19 protein-coding genes are annotated in these 23,500 nt (G+C 68.9%); 10 read left to right on the top strand and 9 right to left on the bottom strand.

The genetic code is table 11. From position 1 onward, the window contains the following. Nucleotides 1-84: 84 nt before the first annotated feature. From DX03_RS09450 to DX03_RS09440, 3 genes are all read left to right on the top strand, one after another. Complete coding sequence (locus DX03_RS09450; protein WP_038688204.1) at nucleotides 85-1,143, top strand: sensor histidine kinase; 1,059 nt, start codon at nucleotides 85-87, stop codon at nucleotides 1,141-1,143. Beyond that, nucleotides 1,136-1,771, top strand: coding sequence for a response regulator transcription factor (locus tag DX03_RS09445; protein ID WP_038692184.1), 636 nt, complete (start codon nucleotides 1,136-1,138; stop codon nucleotides 1,769-1,771). Before DX03_RS09450 ends, DX03_RS09445 begins: the two co-directional genes overlap by 8 nt. A gap of 143 nt (nucleotides 1,772-1,914) precedes the next feature. Then, nucleotides 1,915-3,483: a thioredoxin family protein gene (locus DX03_RS09440; protein ID WP_038688202.1), complete on the top strand. Its 1,569-nt coding sequence runs from the start codon at nucleotides 1,915-1,917 to the stop codon at nucleotides 3,481-3,483. A gap of 259 nt (nucleotides 3,484-3,742) precedes the next feature. Here DX03_RS09440 and DX03_RS09435 read toward each other — a convergent pair whose 3' ends face one another. The 7 genes from DX03_RS09435 to DX03_RS09405 are packed head-to-tail and all read right to left on the bottom strand — an operon-like array spanning nucleotide 3,743 to nucleotide 13,390. After that, a complete protein-coding gene (locus DX03_RS09435) occupies nucleotides 3,743-4,504 on the bottom strand; it encodes a 2,3-dihydro-2,3-dihydroxybenzoate dehydrogenase (RefSeq protein WP_038688200.1) in 762 nt (253 codons plus the stop codon). Further along, nucleotides 4,501-8,448: a non-ribosomal peptide synthetase gene (locus tag DX03_RS09430; RefSeq protein ID WP_051598817.1), complete on the bottom strand. Its 3,948-nt coding sequence runs from the start codon at nucleotides 8,446-8,448 to the stop codon at nucleotides 4,501-4,503. The genes DX03_RS09435 and DX03_RS09430 overlap by 4 nt, the downstream gene beginning before the upstream one ends. After that, nucleotides 8,445-8,711, bottom strand: coding sequence for a phosphopantetheine-binding protein (locus DX03_RS09425; protein ID WP_038688198.1), 267 nt, complete (start codon nucleotides 8,709-8,711; stop codon nucleotides 8,445-8,447). The genes DX03_RS09430 and DX03_RS09425 overlap by 4 nt, the downstream gene beginning before the upstream one ends. Then, entirely contained in the window at nucleotides 8,708-9,343 is a 636-nt protein-coding gene (locus tag DX03_RS09420; RefSeq protein ID WP_038688196.1) for an isochorismatase family protein, read from the bottom strand. Before DX03_RS09420 ends, DX03_RS09425 begins: the two co-directional genes overlap by 4 nt. Next, on the bottom strand, nucleotides 9,343-10,995 hold the full coding sequence (locus tag DX03_RS09415; protein WP_038688194.1) for a (2,3-dihydroxybenzoyl)adenylate synthase: 1,653 nt from the start codon (nucleotides 10,993-10,995) through the stop codon (nucleotides 9,343-9,345). Before DX03_RS09415 ends, DX03_RS09420 begins: the two co-directional genes overlap by 1 nt. Continuing rightward, the gene (locus DX03_RS09410; RefSeq protein WP_038688193.1) at nucleotides 10,995-12,194 is read right to left on the bottom strand and encodes an isochorismate synthase; all 1,200 of its coding nucleotides are present in this window, start codon (nucleotides 12,192-12,194) and stop codon (nucleotides 10,995-10,997) included. The genes DX03_RS09415 and DX03_RS09410 overlap by 1 nt, the downstream gene beginning before the upstream one ends. Continuing rightward, nucleotides 12,191-13,390: an MFS transporter gene (locus tag DX03_RS09405; RefSeq protein ID WP_038688191.1), complete on the bottom strand. Its 1,200-nt coding sequence runs from the start codon at nucleotides 13,388-13,390 to the stop codon at nucleotides 12,191-12,193. Before DX03_RS09405 ends, DX03_RS09410 begins: the two co-directional genes overlap by 4 nt. 271 nt (nucleotides 13,391-13,661) lie before the next feature. On the opposite strand from DX03_RS09405, the gene atpC reads away from it, so the two are divergent. From atpC to DX03_RS09375, 6 genes are all read left to right on the top strand, one after another. Beyond that, complete coding sequence (gene atpC / locus DX03_RS09400) at nucleotides 13,662-14,123, top strand: ATP synthase F1 subunit epsilon (RefSeq protein WP_051598816.1); 462 nt, start codon at nucleotides 13,662-13,664, stop codon at nucleotides 14,121-14,123. A 27-nt stretch (nucleotides 14,124-14,150) separates the two neighbouring features. Beyond that, entirely contained in the window at nucleotides 14,151-15,656 is a 1,506-nt protein-coding gene (locus DX03_RS09395; RefSeq protein WP_038688189.1) for a DASS family sodium-coupled anion symporter, read from the top strand. 402 nt (nucleotides 15,657-16,058) lie between these two features. Then, nucleotides 16,059-18,434: a ribonucleoside-diphosphate reductase subunit alpha gene (locus DX03_RS09390; RefSeq protein ID WP_081797209.1), complete on the top strand. Its 2,376-nt coding sequence runs from the start codon at nucleotides 16,059-16,061 to the stop codon at nucleotides 18,432-18,434. 81 nt (nucleotides 18,435-18,515) lie between these two features. Next, complete coding sequence (locus tag DX03_RS09385) at nucleotides 18,516-19,556, top strand: ribonucleotide-diphosphate reductase subunit beta (protein ID WP_038688187.1); 1,041 nt, start codon at nucleotides 18,516-18,518, stop codon at nucleotides 19,554-19,556. Nucleotides 19,557-19,563: 7 nt separating this feature from the next. After that, the gene (locus DX03_RS09380) at nucleotides 19,564-20,043 is read left to right on the top strand and encodes a flavodoxin (protein WP_038688185.1); all 480 of its coding nucleotides are present in this window, start codon (nucleotides 19,564-19,566) and stop codon (nucleotides 20,041-20,043) included. Continuing rightward, complete coding sequence (locus tag DX03_RS09375; protein ID WP_038688183.1) at nucleotides 20,015-20,347, top strand: thioredoxin family protein; 333 nt, start codon at nucleotides 20,015-20,017, stop codon at nucleotides 20,345-20,347. Before DX03_RS09380 ends, DX03_RS09375 begins: the two co-directional genes overlap by 29 nt. Nucleotides 20,348-21,186: 839 nt before the next feature. On the opposite strand, the gene DX03_RS09370 is transcribed toward DX03_RS09375, so the two are convergent. Together DX03_RS09370 and DX03_RS09365 are read right to left on the bottom strand one after the other, a co-directional pair. Further along, nucleotides 21,187-21,498: a DUF3817 domain-containing protein gene (locus DX03_RS09370; protein ID WP_038688181.1), complete on the bottom strand. Its 312-nt coding sequence runs from the start codon at nucleotides 21,496-21,498 to the stop codon at nucleotides 21,187-21,189. Nucleotides 21,499-21,633: 135 nt separating this feature from the next. Continuing rightward, nucleotides 21,634-22,395, bottom strand: coding sequence for an SDR family NAD(P)-dependent oxidoreductase (locus tag DX03_RS09365; RefSeq protein ID WP_038688179.1), 762 nt, complete (start codon nucleotides 22,393-22,395; stop codon nucleotides 21,634-21,636). A gap of 102 nt (nucleotides 22,396-22,497) precedes the next feature. On the opposite strand from DX03_RS09365, the gene DX03_RS09360 reads away from it, so the two are divergent. Next, a complete protein-coding gene (locus DX03_RS09360; RefSeq protein ID WP_038688177.1) occupies nucleotides 22,498-23,409 on the top strand; it encodes a LysR family transcriptional regulator in 912 nt (303 codons plus the stop codon). Nucleotides 23,410-23,500 lie beyond the last annotated feature (91 nt).

The following is a 23,500-nucleotide window of genomic DNA, read 5'->3' as shown; positions in this document are numbered from 1 at the left end:
CACCGGCCGGCCACGGCGCCGATGCTATGCTCGGCCGCGTCGAACCACGCGGCGTTTGTCCACGTTTTCCACGGAGCCGTCCCGATGCTGTCTTCCTCGTCGCGCCGTACCGTTGCCCTGCTCGTGCTGGGCGTGGTGATGGCCGCGATCTTCGCCGCCGACACGCTCACCGACTATGCGGTGGCGGCCGCCTGCTTCTACGCGGCGGTGATCCTGGCCGCCTCGCGCGTGCTGTCGGGTCGGGGGCTGGTGCGGTTGGCCGCCCTGTGCATCGGCCTGACCGGGCTCAGTTTCTTCCTGACCCGCTTCGGCACCTACCGCATCGGCCTGGTGAATTCGGCGATTGGCATGCTGGTGATCGGCATCACGACTTGGCTTGCGCTGAAGATGGAAGCCGCCAAGGCCGCCGTGCAGGACGCGCAGGCCCGCCTGCTGCGGGTGGCCCGCGCCTCCACCGTGGGCGAGCTCACCACCTCCATCGCGCATGAAGTGAACCAGCCGCTGGCGGCGATCGCCAGCAGCGCCGAAGCCAGCCAGCGCTGGCTGGCCCAGGACCCGCCCAACGTGGACAAGGCGCGGCAGACACTGGCGCGGATCCTGGCCGATGCGCACCGCGCCAGCGACGTGATTGCCCGCGTGCGCGGGTTGACCCGTGGCGCGGTGCCGGAACGCCAGGGATTCGACCTCAACCAGGCGCTGCTGGAAATGCTGGCGCTCTCGCACAGCGAACTGGAACAGCATGCGGTCACGCTCAGTACCCAGCTGGACGACGCACTGCCACCGGTGTTCGGCGACCGCGTGCAGGTGCAGCAGGTGATCGGCAACCTGATTCTCAACGCGGTCGATGCGATGGCCGAGGTGCCCGCAGGCAGCCGGCGGCTGGTGCTGCGCAGCTGGCGCGCAAGCCCGACGCGGGTGGCCATGAGCGTGCGCGACCACGGCAGCGGGCTGCCGCTGGACGCGCCGGAGCGGGTGTTCGACGCCTTCTGGACCACCAAATCCGGTGGGCTCGGCCTGGGTTTGAGCCTGAGCCGCAGCATCCTGGAGGCCCACGATGGCCAGATCCGCGCCGAGCCGGTGGCCGACGGGGGCGCCTGCTTCGTGTTCGAAATGCCCATCGATGGCGGCGGTCCGCATGGTTAGGTCGACGCCGCCTGAAGGTGCGCCCGGGCCCATCGTGTACGTGGTGGACGACGATCATTCGGTACGGGCCGCACTCGAAGATCTGTTGGCCTCGATGGGCATGCAGGTGCGTGCCTTCGACTCGGTGGCGGCGTTCCTGCAGCATCCGCGCGCGGACGCGCCGGCCTGCCTGGTGCTGGACGTGCGCATGCCGGGCCAGAGTGGGCTGGAGTTCCACCGGCAGATGGCCAGCCACGGCCTGTACCTGCCGGTGGTGTTCATCACCGGCCACGGCGACATCGCCATGGGCGTGGCGGCCATGAAGGAAGGCGCCATCGAGTTCCTGACCAAGCCGTTCCGTGACCAGGAGCTGTTGGACGCGATTCACCTGGGCATCGAGCGCGACCGCGAGCGGCGCCGCGATGACGCCGCCGTGGACGTGCTGCGGCAACGTTGGGCCTCGCTCAACGATGGCGAGCGCGACGTGGTCGGCGGCGTGGTGCGCGGCCGGCTCAACAAGCAGATCGCCGCCGAGCTGGGGGTCAGCGAAATCACGGTGAAGGTGCGCCGCGCCAACGTGATGCGCAAGATGCAGGCGCGCACGCTGGTGGACCTGGTGCGTTTGTACGACCGCCTGGGCATCGGCTGAGGCCCGCCCGGCCCCGCGCGGCGGCCGTCATCACCCGCGCGACTGGACAGATGAGTAATCGGCATCAGGGCCGATGCGATGCGGGCACCGTCCCTTCCTAGAATGCGCCATGGCCGCTGCTGCGGCACCTCTCCCTGCCGTGGATGCTGACCATGCGTGCTGCCCTGCCCTTCACCCTGCTTGCCCTGTGCACCGCGCTTGCCGCCTGCCAGCAGGCTCCGTCCGCCAGCCCGGTGGCCAGTGCGCAGGCCGCGCCGGTTGCCGAGGAGATCGCGTGGCGGCACGGCGATGTCGAAGACGCCTTCGCCGATGCGCAGCAGAGCGGCAAGCCGGTGCTGCTGTACTGGGGCGCGGTGTGGTGCCCGCCGTGCAACAAGCTCAAGGCCACCCTGTTCCGTGACCCGGCGTTCATCGCGCTCACCCGGCAGTACGTGCCGGTGTACCTGGATGGCGACTCGGAAGGTGCGCAGGCACTGGGCGAGCAGTTCGGCGTGCGCGGCTATCCGACGCTCATCGTGCTGGACCCGCAGCGCCACGAAATCACCCGGCTGGCCGGCGGCAACGACAGCGCCGAGCTGACCCGGGCGCTGCGCCTGGCGGTGAACCGGCGCACCGCCGTGGCCGACGTGCTGCGGGTGGCGGTGGTGTCGCCGCAGCGCGTGTCCGAGGACGACTGGCGGGTACTGGGCGATTACGGCTGGGAGGTGGACGCCAGCCGCCTGGCGGGCCAGCGCGATCCGGTGGCGCTGTTGCGGCAGCTGGCCGCGTCCGCGCCGGACCCGGCCCTGCAGCGTCGTTTCGGGTTGCTCGCGCTGGGCGCCGGCAGTACCGGCAAGGACGCACCTGCACCCGACGCTGCGGAACGTGAGGCCACCCGCACCCTGCTGACCACGGTCCTGGCCGCGCCGGCAGAGGTGCGTGCCAACCGCGATCTGCTGGGCTACCAGGGCCCCGCGCTGGTGGCGCGGGCCGCCGCCACGCCGGTGGAGGCGCAGCAGCTGGGCACCCAGTTGCTGGCGGCGCTGGAGCGCGCCGATGCCAGCCAGGACAACGCCGCCGATGCGCGCCTGTCCAGCGTGATCACCGAATTGACGTTGTTCAAGCAGCAGCATCCGGACACCCCGGTGCCGCCGGCGCTGCGGGAGAAGTCGCATGAGCGCGTGGCTGCGGCCGATGCCGCGGCAAAGACGCCGCACGAACGCCAGGCCACCATCAGCAGCGCGGTGTATGTGCTGCGCGAGGCCGGCGATGATGCCGCGGCCGAGACGCTGTTGCGGGCAGAACTGGACCGCAGCCAGACGCCGTACTACTACATGCCCGAGCTGGCCGAACTGGCCGAGGCGCGCGGCGACAAGACGGCTGCGGTGGACTGGCTGCGCAAGGCCTACGAAGGTGCGCAGGGACCGGCCACGCGGGTGCAATGGGGCGTGTTGTACGTGGAAGGCCTGGTGCGGCTGACGCCGGACGATGGCCAGGCCATCGAGCAGGCCACGGCTCAGGTGATTGCCGAACTGGACGCGCAACCGGCGGGCTACCACCAGCGCACCCGGCAGCGCTTCGAGCGCCTGGCGACCACGCTGCAGGCGTGGGGGCGTGCGCACCACGGCGCGCAAACGCTGGTCCGCCTGCAGGCGCGCATGGGCGAATCCTGCGCCAAGGCCGCACCGGGCGCCGATGCCGGCGCGGCGTGCAGCCGGTGGTTGAAGAGCTGACGGGTAGAGCCGACCGTTGGTCGGCTGCAGATCATCCGAAGCCGTGCGCGAAGAGCAGCCGGGCAGAGCCCGGCTCTACGTGGTGTCGTGCCACCGCGGTGTCGTGCGACCGTCGGGACGTCGCACGACACCGGGCATATCGGACATATCGGGCCACCCCGGCATATCGCTCGACCCGGGCCCGGTAGAGCCGACCGTTGGTCGGCTGCAGATCATCCGGAGCCGCGCGTGACCAACAGCCGGGCATAACCCGGCGCCTTCAACCACGCAACGTGGCACCACCGTCCACATACAGATCGCTCATCGCGATATGGCCGGCCTGGTCGGACAACAGGAACATCACCGCCTGGGCGATGTCGTCGGGGCGGGCCAGCTTGCGCAGCGGAATGCCGGCCTTGTAGGTTGCCGGGTTGCCCTCGATCACCCGCTGCGCGCCGTCGGCGTCCTCCCACATGCCGGTCTGCATCGGGGTCAGGGTCGAGCCCGGGGCGACGATGTTGCAGCGGATGCCGTGGGGAGCCAGTTCCAGCCCGAGGCACCGCGTGAACATGGTGGCGGCCGCTTTCGATGCGGCATAGGCGGCCATGCCATGCCGCGGAACACCGGCAGCATTGGAACTGACGGTAACGATGGCCCCCTTGCCGCGCGGGGTCATCACCCGCGCCAGGGCGCGCGACAGGTGGAACACGCCGTCGGCGTTGACCGCGAATACCCGGCGCCATTGCGCGTCGTCGATCTGGTCGACCGTACCCACCTGCAGCACGCCGGCCACGTTGATGCCGAAGCCCACCGGCCCCAGCGTGGTCTCGGCCCAGCCGACCAGCGCATCCACTGCACCGGCATCGCTGACGTCCAGCGCCCTGGCATGCAGGTTCGGGTGCGCCGGCAGCGCGGGCGCAGCCAGGTCGGTGGCGACCACCACGCATCCGCTGTCCAGCAGGTGCTGCACCAGCGCCGCGCCGATGCCGCCGGCAGCGCCAGTGACCACGGCCAGCGTGCCGTCAAATCCAGTGAGTTTCATGAAGGCTGTTCCTGTGGGGAGGTACGGATATCGAGGGCGTCACTGCGCTGCAGCCGCGCCGACAGCCAAGGGGCGATCTGTGCGACAGCATCACGGCCGGTCAGCTCGGCATGCACGAACGGGAGCTCGATTGCCTCGATCGTTGCCGCGTACGGCGCCCAGAGGGATGCCTGCAGATACGGGCGCGCGGCGTGGTCGCGACCGGCACGCACGTGGCTGAGCACGCCGCGGTACGGTGCGTGGTGGTGCGCGCGGATCAACCGGTTGGTGCCGGTGACCGCGCGGACCACGCCGTCCAGCACCGGTTCGGGCAGGTTGCCCAGCGCGCTGTCGCCACGGCGCAGGAACGCCATGATGCGCGCGCGGCTGTCCAGTTCGGGGTGGGCGTCGGGGTCATGCCCGGCGATGGCCAGCAGCGCACGCAGCGCCGCGATCGGGTCCGGCTCGGGTTCGGCCCGCCAGCATTCGCTGGGATAGGCATCCAGCAGCACCAGCTCGCCGACGCTGCGACACAGCGCCTGCAGGCGCACGGCCATGGCCTGGGCGATGATGCCGCCCACCGACCAGCCCAGCAGGTGCACCGGCCCGTTCGGCTGCAGTGCCAGCACGCGCGCCACATAGTCCGCGGCCAGGGCATCGATGCTGTCGGGCAGCGGCTGCGCGGCATCCAGTGCGGGCGACTGCAGACCATGAACGTCGCGTGCCGGCTGCAGCGCACGGGCCAGGTCGCGGTAGTTCCAGGCGATGCCGCCAGCGGGATGGACCACGAACAGCGGTGCCCTGCCCGGCTCACCGCGCGCCAGCCCGATCAGCGGCGACAGGCCGTGGTCGGTGCCGTGTTCCGGCGCGTCCAGCACGCGGGCCAGTGCCGCCACGGTGGGGTGGGCGAACACCGCGCCCAGGCCCGGATCACGCTGCCAGTGTTGCTGGATCGCCAGCAGCAGGTGCACCGCCGACAGCGAATCACCGCCCAGGCTGAAGAAGTCCGCATCGGCGGCGGGCGCGTCATCCAAGCCCAACGCCTGCGCAAACAACGCGGCCAGCTGGCGCTCGCTGTCCGTGCTGGGCGCGCGGCCCGGCACCGCGGCCAGCGTTGGCACGGGCAACGCGGCGCGGTCCAGCTTGCCGTTTGCCGTCACCGGCCACTGCGCCACCACCACCAGCGCGGCGGGCACCATGTAGTCCGGCACGCGCGCGGCCAGGCCGGCGCGCAGCGCCACCGGGTCCAGCGCCACGCCAGAGACATAGGAAACCAACCGCCGCTCGCCGGGCCGGTCTTCGCGCAGCAGCGTTTCAGCGCGTTCCACGCCGGGCTGCAGGCGCAGTGCGGCATCAATCTCGCCGAGCTCGATGCGCAGTCCGCGCAGCTTCACCTGGTGGTCGCTGCGCCCGAGATACTCCACGGCACCGTCGACGCGCCAGCGCGCCACGTCACCGCTGCGATAGATCCGCTCACCGGGCAGGTGCGGGTCGGCGAGGAAGCGCTCGGCGGTCAGGTCGTCGCGGCCCAGGTAGCCCCGGGCCAGCTGCACGCCGCCCAGGTACAGGTCACCGGGCACGCCCGGCGGCACCGCCCGCATGCGCGCGTCCAGCACGTACAGGCGGGTGTTCCAGACCGGATAGCCGATCGGCACCGGCCTGCTGCGGTCGTCGCGGTCCGCCGGCCACCAACTCACATCGACGGCCGCTTCGGTGGGACCATAAAGATTGTGCAGTTCGGCATCGACGGTGGCATGGAAGCGATCGCGCAATGCCGGTTCCAGTGCTTCGCCGCTGGTGAATACCTGGCGTAGCGGCAGGCCGCGCGCCGCTGGCACGGCCAGGAACGCATCCAGCATCGACGGAACGAAATGCACGATGCTGATCCGGGCGCGGCGGATGAGGTCGGCCAGCGCCACCGGGTCACGGTGCAGGTCGGGCGCCGCGATCACCAGCGTGGCCCCGCACAGCAGCGGCAGGAAGAATTCCCAGACCGAGACATCGAAGGTGGCCGGCGTCTTCTGCAGGATCCGCGCATCGGCGTCGATGCCGTAATGGCTGCGCATCCACTGCAACCGGTTGACGATGGCGCGATGCTCCACGAGCACGCCCTTGGGCTCGCCGGTGGAGCCGGAGGTGTAGATGACGTAGGCGGCGTCCTGCGGCTGCACGGTGTCGGGCAGTTCGCGGGCATCGTCTGCGCTCCACTGCGCCGGTGCCAGCACGCGATAGCCGGCAAACCGCGCCGCCGCCGTGTCGTCGGCCAGCACGCAGCTGGGCTGGGCCGAGGCCAGGATGCGGGCGAGTCGCTGGTCCGGATGGGTCAGGTCCACCGGCAGGTAGGCCGCACCGGCGCGCAGGATGGCCACCAGCCCCACCACCAGTTCCAGCGAGCGCGGCAATGCCACCACCACGCGGGATTCGCGGCCCACGCCCATCGCCTGCAACTGCAGCGCCACTGCCCGGCTGCGCTGCTCCAGCTGGGCATGGGTGAGGCGCTGCCCGTCGAACTCCAGCGCGGTGGCGTCGGGGTTGGCATGCATGCCGTCCAACAGCAGCGCCACCAGTGACACGTCGGGCAGCGGCATGGCCGTGGCATTGACCTCGAACAGGTAGCGCTGCGCTTCGGCCGGCGTGGCCAGCGCGATGTCGTCCATGCGCAAGCCACGGTCATGCGCGTCCAGTGCGGCGTCGATGAAGTGCAGCAGCCGCGCGGCATGCGCCTGCACCTGTGCGGGCGCGTACACGGCAGGATTCGCTTCGATCTCCAGGTCGAGGTGGTGCGTGCCATCGCCACGGAAACCGAAGGTGATGTCGTCCACCGGGCCGGTGCCCAGCACGTCCAGCCGCACCTGCACGCCCGCCAGCGGCAGCGCCCGGTAGAACGGCTGCACGTTGATCATCGGACCGTGCAGACGGTGCTGGCTGCCAACCAGGCCCAGGTCGCGGCGCAGCTGTTCGCCGCGGTAGCGGCCGTGGCGGCGGGCACGCAGCAGGTCGCGCGCGGTGGCCTGCACGGTCTCGGCCAGACTGGCGTCGCGGGCGGCCACGCGCAGGGGCAACACGTTCATCACCATCGCCGGAACACGCGCGGACGCATTGCCGAGCCGGCCCATGAACGGGATGCCCAGCACCACTTCATCGAGTGCACTGAAGCGACGGCAGTACGCGGCGCCCAGCGTGGTCAGCAGGTCCGGCCAGGGCTGGGCGATCTGCGTGGCCACCGCCAGCAGCCGGCTACGCAGCGCCGCAGGCAGGTCGCAGACGTGGCGCAGGGCATCGGCGGCCGCCGGGGCACTGGCGCCCGCGAGGCCTTCCGCCGCCGGGGCGCCGGCCATGTACTGCTGCCAGTAGGCCGCATCGGCGGCGCGGCGTTCGCCGTGGCGGTAGTCCCGATCATCGGCCAGCACCGGGGCCAACGGGGCAAGCGCTGCCGCCTCGGCATCCGCGTCCGCATACAACGCGCAGACCCGCTCGGTGAACAGCGCCATGCCGTAGCCGTCGGTGGCCAGGTGATGCACGCGCAGGTACCAGAGATGCCGCGCGCCACCCAGCACGAACAGACGCTGCTGCGCGAGCCGGTCGCGCGCCGGATCCACCGCGCGCAGGCGGTCCTGGTCCATGGCGCTGCGTGCAGCGGCCACCGGGTCCGGCAGCGCGGACAGGTCCACCACCTCCAGCAGTGGCACATGCGCGGGCACGTGCCATTGCTGCGGTACACCGTCGGCACCGTCGGCAATACGCAGCGCCAGCGCCTCGGCTTCATGCGCGGCGGCGTTGGCGGCGGCCGCAAAGCGCGGCACGTCCAGTGCGCCGTCGATCCACAGCGCATGCGCGGTGTTGAACGCCGCCGGTGCCGCCGCCAGTCGCTGCGCATACCACAGCCCGGTCTGCGCTTCGCTCAAGCCTTGGGGGCGCGGCTGTGCCTGCGCTCCGGTTGCGTCCGCGCCCTGCCCTGCCTTCATGCGCGCGCAGCGCTGCCCTGCAGCCGCTGCACCACGCCCCACCAGCCGGCCAGCGTGGCGTGCTCGGCCAGGTGGCTGAACTCCAGTGCGATCCCGGTATTGCCCCAGGCCAGTACCAGGCCCAGCACCCGCATCGAGTCCAGGCCCAGGTCGATCAGGTTGTCGTCGTCGCCGATGGTCTCGGGCGCTTCGCCCAGCATGCCAGCCACGTCGGCACGCATGCGCGCCAGGTCAAGCGGGAGGTCGTGTGCGGGGGTGTTCATGCCAGGGCCTTCAACAGCTGGTCGGTGGTCAGGGGCACGCCACAGGTGCGCGCGATCAGGTGCAGGGCCAGGTCATGGTCGGCGCGCGAGAAGTCGGCCACTGCATCGGCGGCGATGAACGCCTCGATGTCGCGCTGGAAGGCCTCGGTCGCGGTCGCCGCGCAGCCGATGTGCGCATACACGCCGGTCACCAGCAGCTGATCGCGGCCACGGGCGCGCAGCATCGTGTCCAGGTTGCTGCGCTGGAACGCGCTGTAGCGGTGCTTGACCAGCACATGATCGCCGGGGGCCGGTGCCAGTGCGGCAAGGATGGTTTCGTGCTCGGCGGTGGCGCTCATGCCCGGACCCCACAGGTCGGCCTGCAGGCCGCGGTCACGGCGGTCCTGGTTGCCACGCTGGGCGGTGTAGAACACCGGGATGTCGCGCGCACGGCAGTGCGCCAGCAGGCGGGCGATATTGGCCACCGCCGGCGCAAGCGGCGCGGCGTCGGCGGCAAACGCGGCCAGGAAATACTGCTGCATGTCATGCACCAGCAGCGCCATGCGCTCGGTGCGCGGCACCCAGGGGCCGCGCGGCGGCGGCAGTTCACCGGCCAGCGGCAACGGATACGGGGCAATCTTGGGCAGCGCCATCAGCGCGGTTCTCCTGTCTGTTCAAGGTAACGTTCGCGCAGCTGCGCGCGCAGTTCACGGCGGCTGATCTTGCCCACCGCCGTGGTGCCGAAGGCCTCCACGAACACCACCTGGTCGGGCACCTTGAACGCGGCCAGGCCACGCCCGCGTACCCAGGCCTTGAGGCTGGCGGCGGTGGGCGGGGTGCCGTGCGCAATGACGAACGCACAGCTGCGTTCCCCCAGGAAGGCATCGGGCATCGAGACCACCGCGGCATCGAACACCTCGGCATGGGCCAGCAGATGGTCTTCGATCTCCTCGGCGGAGATCTTCTCGCCGGCCCGGTTGATATGGTCGCCGGCCCTGCCCTGCACCACCAGGTAGCCACCGGGCAACTGCTGCACCATGTCGCCGGTGCGGTAGTAGCCATCCTCGGTGAACGAACGCGCGTTGGCGGCCGGGTCGTTGTGGTACGCGCGAATGGTGTACGGGCCCCGCGTGAGCAGGTGGCCGATGCCGCCTTCCGCGACCGGGTGGCCGTGGTCGTCCACCACCAGCACCTCGTCGTCGGGCGAGATCGGCCGACCCTGGGTGCCCACCACCACGTCCAGCGGATCGTGCAGGCGGGTGTAGTTGACCAGGCCTTCGGCCATGCCGAACACCTGCTGCAGACGGCAGCCCAGGCTGTCGATCACCCGGTGCGCCGCTTCCGGCACCAGCTTGGCGCCTCCCACCTGCAGCACCTGCAGGCTGCCCAGGTCGTGCGCAGTGGTGGCCGCGGCCTGCGCCCACAGCAAGGCCAGCGGCGGCACCAGCCCCACGCAGGTCACGCGCTCGCGCGCGATCAGCGGGAAGGCCGCGTCAGGCCCGGGGCCCGGGCTCATCACCACGCGCGCGCCGGCATACAACGCACCCAGGAAACCGGGCGAGCTCATCGGGAAGTTGTGCGCCGCGGGCAGCGCGACCATGTACACGCTGTCGCGCGTGATGCCGCAGATGTCGTTGCTGGCGCGGAACGAATAGATGTAGTCGTCATGGGTGCGCGGTATCAGCTTGGACAAGCCGGTGCTGCCGCCCGACAACTGCAGGAATGCCACCGACTGCGGGTCCGGGTCGGGCGGCAACAGCGCTGCGTCGCCCTGCAGGCTGTCCACCGCGCCGAACTCGGCCGCGTCGCCGACGATCAGCACGTGCTGCAGCGCTGGCAGCAACGCCTGCAGTTCGCGCGCCAGCACGCGGTAATCGAAGCCGTCCTGCCTGTCCGCCGCGATGTACCCGCGTGCCTGCGCCTTGTCCAGCACATGGCGCACCTCGGTGAATCGGTGCGCCGGCAATGCGTACACCGGAATCAATCCGGCCCGGAACAGCCCGCAGACCACCGTCACGAATGCTGGCGTATTGCCCAGCTGCACCACCACCCGGTCGCCCGGCACCAGACCGCGCGCCAGCAAGCCCGCACCGATCCGGCCAGCCTCCTGCCAGAGCGCCGCGTAGCTCAGCCGCACCTCGCGGCCGACCACGGCAATGTCATCGGCAAACAGGGTGGCCCGCTCGCGCAGCACGCCCGGCAGGGTTTCGCCACGCCAGTGGCCGGCGGCGCGATAGCGCGCCACCAGGGCCGGCGGCCAGCTCTGGCGCAACGGCACCAGCGCGGGGGAAGCACTTTCGTTCATCAGGAACCAACTCCGTTAACGCGTATGGAAGGCAGCGCATCGACGCCCAGAGCGTTCAACACGGCGCCGAATTTGGCGTCTGTTTCGGCCACTTCCAGCGCGGGCAGTGAGCCGGCAACAATGCCTGCGCCGGCGTACACACGCACCTGCGGGCCCTGCACACGGGCGCAGCGGATCGCCACGTACCAGTCGCCATCGCCGTCGGCATCGGTCCAGCCAACCGCGCCGGCATAGAAGCCGCGCGGCACCGGTTCCAGCTGGCGAATGGTGCGCAGCGCAAGCGCGCGCGGCGTACCGCACACGGCCGGGGTGGGATGCAGCGCGGCCACCAGCGCGGCAACCGGCGTGCGCGCGTCGGCCAGCGTGGCCTCGATCCGCGTGCCCAGGTGCCACATGGTGGCGGTGGCATGCAGCGAGGGCCGCGGCTCGGCCTCGATGTGGCTGCACCACGGCGCCAGTGCCGCCACGATGGCCTCCACTACATGGCGGTGTTCGTCGTGGTCCTTGGCCGAGGCCAGCAGTGCCTGCGCCACCCGTGCATCTTCGGCCGGGTCGGGATGGCGCCGGGCCGAACCGGCCAGTGGATGCGACAGCACCCGCGCGCCGCGACGCGACACCAGCAGTTCGGGGGTTGCGCCCACCAGCCACGCCGGGGGTTCCTGCGTTCCGCCGGGCAGCGTCACCAGATAGGTGGCCACGCTGGGGTCGTGGCCCAGGCGCGCGGCCAGGGCGTGCGGATCGACGTCCTGCGCGCCGTCCAGCAGCAGGCTGCGGGCCAGCACCACCTTGTGCAGCGCCGGTGCCGGCTGCTGCAGGTCATGCAACGCCGCGCCCACCGCGTCTGCGTACTGCGCGGCACTGGGTTCTGCGGCGATACGACCGTTGAAGGTCGCTGCCGGCGGCGCGGATGGCAGCGCCGCGGTCGAGAGTGCCTGCGGCTGGTGCAGCGCGTCGTCACCGTCAGGATCGAACGGCAGCGCGCCAACCAGCAGCGGCAGGCCGGCGCGCGGCGTAGCGAAAAAGGCAGCTACGCGCGCGGCCAGGGTGGCGGTGCCACCGGCCGGCAGCCGCGCTCGGCACCCCTGCGTGTGCAGCGAGCGCAACGGCGCACGCAGCAGAAACGGCGTGGTGACGGCGGCATCGCCCACCACGGCATTGTCGTCGTCGCGCACCGTGCGTGCCTGCGTGCTGTCGTTCATGCCGGCACTCCGGCGCGGTGGCGTGCCGCGGCCACCGACAACACCAGCAGTAGCGCGCCCACCAACAGATAGGGCGCGCTGGGCCGCCACTGGTACAGCAGTGTGCCGAGCATCGGCCCGATCACCATGCCCAGGCCCTGCACCGAGGCCACGGTGCCTGCGGCAGCGCCCTGCTCATGCGCCTGCACCGAATCGGCCGCCAGCGCCTGGAACGACGGAAACACGAAGCCCATCCCGAACGCCGCCACCGCGTAGGCCAGCAGCAGTTCCCAGCGTGCGTCCACCAGCGCCACCGAGGCGAACCCAATGCCCGACACCAGGGCGCCCAGGGCGATCCAGCGCCGCGGCGGCACGCCGACCAGTTTCATCACCAGTACCTGCGCCAGAATCAGCCCGACACCCACCGCGGTGAGCGCCAGGCCGGCCGCACGCGCGCCGTCGGCGGGCGACAGGTGCAGGCGGTCGATCGCGAAGAAGCCAACGGTGACCTGCGCGATGGTCACCGACACCATGGCGGCAAACACCGCCAGGATCGGCAGGCGCAGCCGTGCATCGGTCCAGCCCAGCCGCGCGCGCGGCCCCGGGGTGGCCGTGCGCAGCGGCGCGTCCGGTGGCAGGCGCCAGGCAATGGCGGCCAGCGACAGCAACGGCAGGAACGCCGCGATGTAGAGGGTGAGCGACAACTGGTGGAAGGCGATCCACCCGGCGGCGGCCGGCCCGACCACCATGCCCAGGGCGTTGGCGGTGCCGAGCTTGGCCATGGCCGAGGCGCGTTGCCCCGGCGCGGCACCGTCGGCTACCAGCGCGGCAGCGGTGGGCGGCACGGCGGCATAGAACAGCCCCACCAACGCCCGCGTGCCGACCAGCACCAGCACCGACACCCACAGCGCCGGCGGGCGCGCCAACGCAGCATCGACGAAGATTGCCATCGCCACGTAGATCAGCACGTAGGCCGCCAGTGCGATCAGCAGCACGCGCTTGCGCCCGATGCGGTCGCTGAGGCTGCCCCAGCGGCGCGCGGACAGCATCCACAGCACCCCGGCAGCGGTGACCGACAGGCCGGCATGCCACTCGGCCAGGCCCAGCAGGCGCACCACCGGCCCCACCACCGCCACGAAGGCCATCATCGCCATGGTGCCGGTCAAGGCCGCGAACACCAGGGCCGGCAAGCCGGGTACTACCGAACGCTCATGCATGGAACACCACTGCCAATCAGGGAATAGGGCGCGCAACGCTGCAAGGCGGCGCGTCGGATCGATCGGCTTCGACGATTGCGAGGATCGCCGTGGCTATCCCGTCAAATGATAACAGGTCGCATTCGCAGATTCCCGGTCGCGGTGGCGTGGCATTCATCCGCGCGCGATGGACATGGCGCACGGCTCAACTGCACGCGGGTCATTGATGTCGATCAACCCGTGCACACACCGACCCGACTAAGCTGGGTCCACTCCCACCGCGGCCTTTGCAATGGCGTCACTTCCTCCCGCAGCAGCCCTTCCCGGCATCGTCGCCGACATCGCGCACGGCCTGCCGGTGCAGATCATCAGCCTGACCGGCGAGATCTGGAGCGGCGACGTGCGCGAGATCAGCCTGCCGGGCAGCGAAGGGCGTTTCGGCGTGTTGGCGCAGCATGCGCCGCTGCTGGCGACCTTGCGCGAGGGCATGGTGTCGGTATTTCCGGTCGGGGCGGAGCCGCCGCTGCATGTGTATGTATCGGGCGGGCATGTGGAAGTGCAGCCGGGCAAGGTGATCGTGCTGGCCGACCTGGGCCTGCGCAGCGAGAACCTGGACGACGCCCGCGCCCGTGCCGCGCGTGAGGCGGCTGCATCGCCGATGGCCACCGAACTGACCAACCCCGACAACGCCAAGGTGCACGCCGAACTGGCGCTGCAGCGCCTGCAGCAGCTGCGCTCGCTGCCCTTCAAGTAATCCCGCACCCGCCGCAAGGACCCCGCGATGCTCAAGCGACTGCAGGACCTGTTCCGCTACTTCAACGGGGCGGTACCGTTCCGGCTGGTGCCGGCTTTGATCGCCACGGCGGTGCTGGTCACCCTGTTGCTGCTGCCCTGCCCGGCCGGGCTCACGCCCAAGGCCTGGGGGCTGGTGGCGATCTTCCTGACCACCATCGTGGCGATCATCCTCAAGGTGATGCCGATCGGGGTGATGGCGATGATGGCGATCGTCATCGTGTCGCTGTCGCAGGTCACCTCGACCTCGTCCAAGGGCGCCATCACCGACGCCCTCAGCAGTTTTGCCAGCCCGCTGATCTGGCTGATCGTGGTGGCGATCCTGATCTCGCGCGGCCTGAAGAAGACCGGGTTGGGCAGCCGCATCGGGCTGATGTTCATCGCCCTGCTCGGCAAACGCACGCTGGGCGTTGGCTATGGCCTGGCGGTGTGCGAGCTGGTGCTGGCGCCTTTCACGCCCAGCAACACCGCCCGCGGCGGCGGCATCGTGCACCCGGTGATGCGCTCGATCGCCAACGCGTTCGATTCGGACCCGGCCAAGGGCACCGAAGGCAAGGTGGGCACCTACCTGGCCCTGGTGAACTACCACGCCAACCCGATCACCTCGGCGATGTTCCTCACCGCCACCGCGCCCAACCCGCTGGTGGTGGACTACGTGGCCAAGGCGACCGGCCAGCAGTTCCACCTGACCTGGACCACCTGGGCGCTGTGCATGCTGGTGCCGGGGCTGGTCTGCCTGCTGCTGATGCCGCTGGTGATCTACCTGTTGTCGCCACCGCAACTGAAGGCCACGCCGAACGCGGTGGACTACGCGCGCGCCGAACTGGCACGGATGGGCCCACTGGCGCCGAAGGAGAAGGTGATGATGGGCACCTTCGGCCTGCTGCTGGTGCTGTGGGCGAACGTGCCGGCCATGCTGTTCGGGCCGGCGTGGACGCTGGATCCCACCGTGGTCGCCTTCCTGGGCCTGTTCGTGCTGATCATCACCGGCACCATCGACTGGGACGATGTGCTCTCGGAAAAGAGTGCGTGGGACACGCTGGTGTGGTTTGGCGCACTGGTGATGATGGCCGAGCAGCTCAACAAACTCGGCGTGATCGGCTGGTTCTCCGAGGGCATGAAGGGCGCCATCGTGGCCAGCGGCATGGGCTGGGAAGCCATCGCCGCGGTGCTGGTGCTGGCGTTCGTGTTCTCGCACTACCTGTTCGCCAGCACCACCGCGCACATCAGCGCGATGCTGCTGGCCTTCCTCGGCGTGGGCGCCCTGCTGATTCCGGCCGAGTACGTGGTGCCCTTCATGCTGATGATGACCGCCGGCTCGGCCATCATGATGACGCTCACCCATTACGCCACCGGCACCTCGCCGATCATCTTCGGCAGCGGCTACGTCAGCCTGGGGACGTGGTGGCGCGTCGGGTTCGTGATGTGCGTGTTCGAGCTGGTGGTGTTTGCCGTGGTCGGCGGTGCGTGGTGGAAGGTGCTGGGATACTGGTAGAGCCGACCGTTGGTCGGCTGCCGTCGGTGTGCGGCGTGTTGCCGCCGTGTGTCTATCAACGATCAGGCGAACTGCAGCCGACCAACGGTCGGCTCTACCGGGGAGCGATCGGCTGCGGCGTTTGGTCACGCTGGTGACCGCCTCAACCCAACATATGATGTTGACGATGAGGCAGACCCACACTATGTTGTGTTCATCGGCTCCCCGCTTCCGCCAGGCCCGGTTCCCCGTCATGCCCCTGCAGGCCACCCCGGCCGCCCGGCATGACCGCCCGAACAGCGCCTGGAAGCGAGCGTATTACCCGGACCCTTCCGGGGATGATCCCCCTGCCTCCATGACGCCCGCCCGTTCGTCGCGATGCCCGCATCGCGACGCGACTCCTGCGTACCGCATGGACTGACAATGATCACCGAAGACAGCACCCTTACCCACGCCGCCGCCGCACTGGAATCCACCGTTGCCAGCAGTGGCGATGGCCTGTGGATCAGCAAGGAAGGCGGCAACCGGCGCATGCCGTTCGAGCAGGCCCGCCTGCTGCGCTCGATCCAGGCCGTGCACGCCGAGTTTCCGCAGCTGGACCTGGCCGATTACCAACGCGCCGTGTTGGCGCTGGTGCATCGGCGCGAACAGCTGAGCGCCGACGAACTGGTGGACCTGCTGATCCGCGAAGCCGAATCGCGTATCGACCTGGTGGCGCCGGACTGGGAGCACTTCGCCGCGCGGCTGTACCTGCGCCGCCTGTACAAGCGCGCCAGCAAGAACCGCTTCTACGACGCCAGCCTCAAGTACGGCTCGTACGTGGGGCTGCAGGAAAGCCTGGCCGATCGCAACGTCTACTCGATCGACATCCTGAAGGCGTATTCCAAGGAAGAACTGGAGGAGGCCGGGGCGATGATCGACCCCGAGCGCGACCTGCTGTTCGCCTACAACGGCCTGTACCTGCTGGCCACCCGCTACCTGGCCACCGACCCGTCGCGGGCGGTGTACGAACTGCCGCAGGAGCGCTGGCTCACCATCGCGCTGTACCTGATGCAGAACGAACACCTCAGTGGCGACCGCACCCGCGCGCGGCGCATGCGGCTGGTGCGCGAGGCCTACTGGGCCCTGTCCAACCTGTACATGACCGTGGCCACGCCCACCCTGGCCAATGCCGGCAAGACCGGCGGGCAGCTGTCGTCCTGCTTCATCGACACCGTGGACGACAGCCTGCAGGGCATCTACGACTCCAACACCGACGTGGCCCGCGTGTCCAAGCACGGGGGCGGTGTGGGCGCATACCTGGGCTACGTGCGCTCGGCCGGGGCGGCGATCCGCGGCGTGGCCAATTCGTCCGGCGGCGTGGTGCCGTGGATCAAGCAGCTCAACAACACCGCCGTCAGCGTGGACCAGCTTGGCCAGCGCAAGGGCGCCATCGCGGTATACCTGGATGTATGGCACCGCGACATCGAGAGCTTCCTGGACCTGCGCCTGAACAATGGCGACCAGCGCCTGCGCGCGCACGATGTGTTCACCTCGGTGTGCCTGCCCGACCTGTTCATGGAGGCGGTGGAGCGGCGCGGTGACTGGTACCTGTTCGATCCGTACGAAGTGAAGCGGATCAAGGGCTGGTACCTGCAGGAATTCCATGACGAACAACGCGGCCAGGGCAGCTTCCGCGACCGCTACGCCGAGGTGGTGGCCGACGAACGCATCAGCCGCCGCACGATCAAGGCCATCGACCTGTTCAAGCGGATCATGGTCAGCCAGCTGGAGACCGGCAATCCCTTCATGTTCTACCGGGACGAAGTGAACCGGATGAACCCGAACAAGCACGCCGGCAAGGTGTACTCCAGCAACCTGTGCACCGAGATCCTGCAGAACATGAGCCCCACCCGGCTGATGCAGGAGATGATCAGTGGCGACCAGATCGTCACCACCCGCCAGGCCGGCGATTTCGTGGTGTGCAACCTGTCCTCGATCAACCTGGGGCGTGCGGTCACTGCGGCGCCGGACCTGCTGTCCAGCGATGTTCTGGAGCGGCTGGTGCCGATCCAGGTGCGAATGCTCGACAACGTGATCGACCTCAACCAGCTGCCGGTGCCGCAGGCCACCATCACCAACCGCAAGTACCGCGCGATCGGGCTGGGCACCTTCGGCTGGCACCACCTGCTGGCGCTGAAACAGATCGACTGGAACGACACCCAGGCCGAAGACTATGCCGACAGCCTGTACGAGCGCATCAACTACCTGGCCATCCAGGCCAGCATGCGCCTGGCCGAGGAAAAGGGCCGCTACAGCACCTTCGTGGGCAGCGACTGGCAGACCGGCGAGTACTTCCGCGCGCGCCACTACGACAGCCCGGCCTGGCAGGAACTGGCCGCGCAGGTCAGCGTGCACGGGCTGCGCAACGGCTGGCTGCTGGCGGTAGCGCCGAACATGAGCACCGCGCAGATCGCCGGCTCCAGCGCCTCCATCGACCCGGTGTACGGGGCGTTCTACTACGAGGAAAAGAAGGACTTCCGCCGCCCCGTGGCCGCGCCCGGGCTGTCGCTGGACACTTACCCGTACTACGAAAAAGGCGCCTACCGGCTGGACCAGTTCGCCAGCATCCGCCAGAACGCGCGCCGCCAGCGCCACGTGGACCAGTCGATCAGCTTCAACCTGTACGTGCCCAGCACCATCCGCGCCAGCACCCTGCTCGCCCTGCACATGAGCGCGTGGCGCGAAGGCCTGAAAACCACCTACTACGTGCGCTCCAACGACATCGACATCGACGAATGCGAATGGTGCGGTAGTTGACGACCGCAGGTCGTCAGCGGTAGTGCCGGCCGCTGGCCGGCAACCAGGCAAACGCACGTAACCGACAACCAGGACACCCGCATGGCAACACCGCTGGAACGCATCAAGATCCTCGAACCGCGCCACCCCAACCGCTCCACCGGCATCATCAACGGCCGCACCAGCGGCATCCTGAACTGGAATGACATCCCCTACCCGTCCTTCTACCGGGCCTACAAGGAGCTGTCGACCAACTTCTGGATCCCCGACGAAGTGGACATGAAGGGCGACGCGCGCGGCTACGGCGAGCTCAATGCGCGCGAAAAGAACGCCTACGATTCGATCATCGGCCTGCTGGCCACGCTCGATTCCCCGCAGACCCGCTTCATCTACAACGTGGCCGAGTACATCACCGACCCGGCCGCGCACGCCAACGCCGCGATCATCGGCCAGCAGGAGGTGATCCACAACGAGAGCTACAGCTACGTACTGGCCTCCATCGCCGGGCTGGCCGACCAGAACCGCGTGTTCGAAATCGCCCGCACGCATCCCACCATTCTGGCGCGCAACCAGCCGATCATGCAGTCCTACGACGACTTCATGCGCGAGAAGACCGCCGAGACCCTGATCCGGTCGCTGATCCAGTCCTCGATCCTGGAAGGCATCAACTTCTATTCCGGCTTCGCGTTTTTCTACAACCTGGTCCGCCAGAACCGCATGACCGGCACCGGCAAGATCATCAGCTTCATCAACCGCGACGAACTGGCCCACACCAAGTTCATCAGCGAACTGATCCGCGCCATCATCGGCGAGAACCAGCAGCTTCAGGGCGACCAGCTCACCGCTTACGTGCACGATGCATTCGAGCATGCCATCGCGCTGGAAACGCGCTGGACCGGCGAGGTGCTGGACGGTATCGATGGCATCGACGTGGACGAGATGATCCGTTACGTGAAGTACCGCGCCAACAAGATGGCCGGCATGCTCGGCATCGAGAAGCTGTACAGCGACACCAACGTCAACGTGATGCCGTGGATCAAGGCCTACGCCGACAATTTCACCGAGACCAAGACCGACTTCTTCGAGATGCGCAACGCCAGTTACAAGAAGACCAATTCGGACAACGGCTTCGACGACCTGTGAACCGCCCATGCGCATCCTGCTTGCCTATGCATCGCTGAGCGGCAACACGCGCGAGGTGGCGCGGCTGGTCGCGGCACGCTGCCAGGCCCTGGGCCACCCGCTGCAGCTGCTGGACGTGGACGGCGATACCGCTGCCGCGCTGGCACAGCCACGCGATGCGCTGCTGCTGGGCTGCTGGACCGACAACGCCGGCCGGACCCCGGCGGAGATGAAAGCCTTCGTGGCCACGCTGCGCGACACCGCCGGGCTGCCGCCCGGCCTTGGCGTGGCCGTGTTCGGCACCGGCGAAACGCAATGGGGCCCGGAGTACTACTGCGGCGCCGCGCATCGCCTGGCACGCTTCTTCGGCTCGCCGCACCCGGTGCTGGAAATCGAGCAGATGCCGCACGGGCAGGCCGATACCCACGCCATCCACCAGTGGACCGACACCGTGTTGGCCCGCATCGAGACCGCTACCCATGCAGATCCTGCACGCCGCCACGCCTGACGCCTACCACACCGCCCTTCGCGACCATCCCACCGTGCTGGTGGATTTCCACAAGGACAACTGCCCTGGCTGCCGCATGCTGGACATGTCGCTGACCAGCATCGCCGATTCACCGCGCGCCGCCGGCATCGTGCTGCTCAAGGTCCACCTGGAAACCATCGGCGAAGTGTTCTTCCGCAGTTTGGGCCTGCGCCAGACACCCACCCTGCTGCTGGTCCGTGACGGACACGAAGTAGCGCGGCTGGCCGGTTACCAGTCGCCGAAGCAGATCGGCGACGCCCTCGCGGCCGCCATGGCAACGTAACCCCTGGTCATGCCGAAAAACCAGCCTGCGTTCGATGGTCATGTCTCCACCGAACGGTGAGCCGTTACGTGCAGTCGACCAAGGTTCGACCCTACCAGCCACCGGGTTCAAGCATCTCTCCGGTAGGGTCGGTTCCCAAACGACCGCCGATAACCGCGCCGCGCGCGTTGCACGCATGACCCGGAAACGATGCCGCGCCTGCAATCATGCAACCGAACCGCATGCCGAAAAACCAGCCTGCGTTCGATGGTCATGTCGCCACCGAACGGTGAGCCGTTACGTGCAGTCGACCAAGGTTCGACCCTACCAGCCACCGGGTTCAAGCATCTCTCCGGTAGGGTCGGTTCCCAAACGACCGCCGATAACCGTGCCACTCGCGTTGCACGCATGACCCCGGAACGAAGCCGCGCCTGCAATCACGCAACCGAACCGCACAACAAAAACCGGTCTGCGTTCGAACGTCATGTCGCCACCGAATGGTGAAGCACCACGGGCAGTCGACCAAGGTTCGACCCTACCAGCCACCGGGTTCAAGCATCTCTCCGGTAGGGTCGGTTCCCAAACGACCGCCGATAACCGTGCCACGCGCGTTGCACGCATGACCCCGGAACGAAGCCGCGCCTGCAATCACGCAACCGAACCGCACAACAAAACCGGTCTGCGTTCGAACGTCATGTCGCCACCGAATGGTGAAGCACCACGGGCAGTCGACCAAGGTTCGACCCTACCAGCCACCGGGTTCAAGCATCTCTCCGGTAGGGTCGGTTCCCAAACGACCGCCGATAGCCGTGGCACGCACATTGCGCGCATGACCCAAAAACGGAGCCAGCGCCCGCAAATCACCCCACCCGACGGCCCAGCAACCCCCGCCGCTTGAACCACCACTCCAACGGCAACGTCACCAGCGGCGGAACCGCAGCCAGCAGCGCCAGCCCTGCCGCCCACCACGGCCAGCGCAGCCGCACCGCGGCCAGCACCGTCACCACCACGTAGGCCATGAAGGCGAACCCGTGCAGCGGCCCGAACACGCGTACGCCGATCGGGGTGGGATCGGCGGCGTGGTACTTGAAGTACATGCCGACCAGCAGGCCGGCCCAGGTGAGCGCTTCAATGAAGGCAACGGTGGCGAAGACTCGACCCATGGGGGTCATCGGTGGAGTGGCGTTCAAATCTGGCTCGGCACGCAGGCATCAGGAACGCCATGATAGCCGCGAACTGCGAATGCGACCCGTTTGCAGCCGTTGACCCTGCAAAAGGCGTGCGCACGTTCGCGCACGCCCCGTCACTCAGACGAACATGCCGCCCGACGCCTCCACCCGCTGCGCATTGATCCAGGCCGTCGACGGCGACAACAGTGCCGCCGCCACCGGTCCGATGTCGTCGGGCTGGCCGGCGCGCCCCAGTGCGGTGATCGAGGCCACCATGCCGTTGACGTGCTCGTCGTCGCGCACGCGGCCGCCGCCGAAATCGGTGGCGATCGCGCCCGGTGCCAGCGTGTTGGCGCTGATCCCGCGCGCGCCCAGCTCCTTGGCCAGGTACCGGGTGAACACTTCGATGCCGCCCTTCATCATCGCGTAGGCCGAACTGCCCGGCAGCGAGAAGCGCGCCAGCCCGCTGGACACGTTGAGGATGCGCCCGCCATCGGCGATCAGCGGCAGCAGCGCCTGGGTGAGGAAGTACGGCCCCTTCAGATGTACAGCCACGGCGTGGTCGAACTGTTCGTGCGTGGTCTCGGCGATGCTCGCGTACAAGCCTTCGCCGGCGTTGTTGAGCAGGCCCTGCAACTGCGTGGCGCCCCACCCCTGCAGGGTGTCACGCAGCTGGTCGGCGAACGCGGCGAAGCTGCCGCTGTCGGCGACATCCAGCGGCAAGGCCGTGGCACGGCGGCCGAGCGCTTCGATCTGGGCGACCACCTGCCGGGCGGCGTCGGCCTGGCTGCGGTAGGTGATCACGATATCGGCGCCATCGGCGGCCAGCGCGAGCGCGGCGTTGCGGCCCAGCCCGCGGCTGCCGCCAGTGACCAGAACGATACGGGGGGAGCTGCTCATGTCGTTTCTCCAGCGGTAGGGTGTGGGTACAGACTATTGATCTTGCGAGAGCGCATAAACCGCGCGATCCTGATTTGACTGTTCACCAATGACGAACAATCCATGGATCGCCTGGACCAACTACGCAGCTTCCTGCGCGTCGCCGAACTGGGCTCGTTCACCGGCGCTGCCGACAGCCTGGGCCTGCCCAAGGCCAGCGTCTCGCTGGCCGTGCAGCGGTTGGAGGCGGAGGTGGGCGTGCAGCTGCTGCACCGGACCACCCGCCGGGTGCGACTGAGTGCCGACGGCCTGCAGTTCCAGCAGCGCGCCCGCGACCTGCTGGATGACATGGAAGAGCTGCAGGGCATGTTCCGCCGCGACACCAGCCAGCTCAAGGGCCGGCTGCGGGTGGACATGTCCAGCGGCCTGGCCCGGCAGCTGGTGATCCCGCACCTGCCCGGCTTTCTTGCGCGGCACCCGGGGCTGGAGATGGAGCTGAGCGGCACCGATCGCCGCGTGGATCTGGTGCGCGAAGGCTTCGACTGCGTGCTGCGGGTGGGCAGCCTGGACGACAACACGCTGGTGGCACGCCCACTGGGCGCCATGCAGATCGTCAACTGCGCCAGCCCGGCCTACCTGGCCACGCGCGGCACGCCGCGTACGCTGGCCGACCTGCACGCGCATGCCTTGATCCACTACGTGGGCACGCTCGGCCAGCGTTCGCCGGGCTTCGAGTACCCCGATGACGAGGGCGGCTATCGCAGCCTGCCGATGCGCGGCGCGATCACCGTCAACAGTGGCGAGGGGTACAACGCGGCCGCCCTGGCCGGGCTGGGCATCATCCAGGTGCCGCGGCTGGGGGTGCGCCAGGCACTGGCCGCCGGCACCCTGGTGGAAGTGCTGCCCCAGCTGGCCGCCGAACCGATGCCGGTGACGCTGCTGTACGCGCAACGCCGCCACCTGCCCCATCGGGTCACCGCGTTCATGGACTGGGTGGCCGGGGTGATCCAGCCGGAGCTGCTGCGGGCGGACTGAAGCCACCGCCAACACCGTGCACAATCACGCCGCCAGATGTGCATGCTTCTGCACCCTATGTGCACGGTAGTGTATATTCACCCCTCTTATT

The sequence above is a fragment of the Stenotrophomonas rhizophila genome (assembly GCF_000661955.1).
In the GTDB taxonomy this organism is placed as follows: domain Bacteria; phylum Pseudomonadota; class Gammaproteobacteria; order Xanthomonadales; family Xanthomonadaceae; genus Stenotrophomonas; species Stenotrophomonas rhizophila.
This window is presented reverse-complemented; position numbering and strand designations above follow the sequence as displayed.

Bases quoted from the DNA above. Each gene is read 5' to 3' on its own strand.
- DX03_RS09450 (WP_038688204.1), top strand. From the start codon at position 85: ATGCTGTCTTCCTCGTCGCGCCGTACCGTTGCCCTGCTCGTGCTGGGC.
- DX03_RS09445 (WP_038692184.1), top strand. From the start codon at position 1,136: ATGGTTAGGTCGACGCCGCCTGAAGGTGCGCCCGGGCCCATCGTGTAC.
- DX03_RS09440 (WP_038688202.1), top strand. From the start codon at position 1,915: ATGCTGACCATGCGTGCTGCCCTGCCCTTCACCCTGCTTGCCCTGTGC.
- DX03_RS09435 (WP_038688200.1), bottom strand. From the start codon at position 4,504: ATGAAACTCACTGGATTTGACGGCACGCTGGCCGTGGTCACTGGCGCT.
- DX03_RS09430 (WP_051598817.1), bottom strand. From the start codon at position 8,448: ATGAAGGCAGGGCAGGGCGCGGACGCAACCGGAGCGCAGGCACAGCCG.
- DX03_RS09425 (WP_038688198.1), bottom strand. From the start codon at position 8,711: ATGAACACCCCCGCACACGACCTCCCGCTTGACCTGGCGCGCATGCGT.
- DX03_RS09420 (WP_038688196.1), bottom strand. From the start codon at position 9,343: ATGGCGCTGCCCAAGATTGCCCCGTATCCGTTGCCGCTGGCCGGTGAA.
- DX03_RS09415 (WP_038688194.1), bottom strand. From the start codon at position 10,995: ATGAACGAAAGTGCTTCCCCCGCGCTGGTGCCGTTGCGCCAGAGCTGG.
- DX03_RS09410 (WP_038688193.1), bottom strand. From the start codon at position 12,194: ATGAACGACAGCACGCAGGCACGCACGGTGCGCGACGACGACAATGCC.
- DX03_RS09405 (WP_038688191.1), bottom strand. From the start codon at position 13,390: ATGCATGAGCGTTCGGTAGTACCCGGCTTGCCGGCCCTGGTGTTCGCG.
- atpC (WP_051598816.1), top strand. From the start codon at position 13,662: ATGGCGTCACTTCCTCCCGCAGCAGCCCTTCCCGGCATCGTCGCCGAC.
- DX03_RS09395 (WP_038688189.1), top strand. From the start codon at position 14,151: ATGCTCAAGCGACTGCAGGACCTGTTCCGCTACTTCAACGGGGCGGTA.
- DX03_RS09390 (WP_081797209.1), top strand. From the start codon at position 16,059: ATGATCACCGAAGACAGCACCCTTACCCACGCCGCCGCCGCACTGGAA.
- DX03_RS09385 (WP_038688187.1), top strand. From the start codon at position 18,516: ATGGCAACACCGCTGGAACGCATCAAGATCCTCGAACCGCGCCACCCC.
- DX03_RS09380 (WP_038688185.1), top strand. From the start codon at position 19,564: ATGCGCATCCTGCTTGCCTATGCATCGCTGAGCGGCAACACGCGCGAG.
- DX03_RS09375 (WP_038688183.1), top strand. From the start codon at position 20,015: ATGCAGATCCTGCACGCCGCCACGCCTGACGCCTACCACACCGCCCTT.
- DX03_RS09370 (WP_038688181.1), bottom strand. From the start codon at position 21,498: ATGACCCCCATGGGTCGAGTCTTCGCCACCGTTGCCTTCATTGAAGCG.
- DX03_RS09365 (WP_038688179.1), bottom strand. From the start codon at position 22,395: ATGAGCAGCTCCCCCCGTATCGTTCTGGTCACTGGCGGCAGCCGCGGG.
- DX03_RS09360 (WP_038688177.1), top strand. From the start codon at position 22,498: ATGGATCGCCTGGACCAACTACGCAGCTTCCTGCGCGTCGCCGAACTG.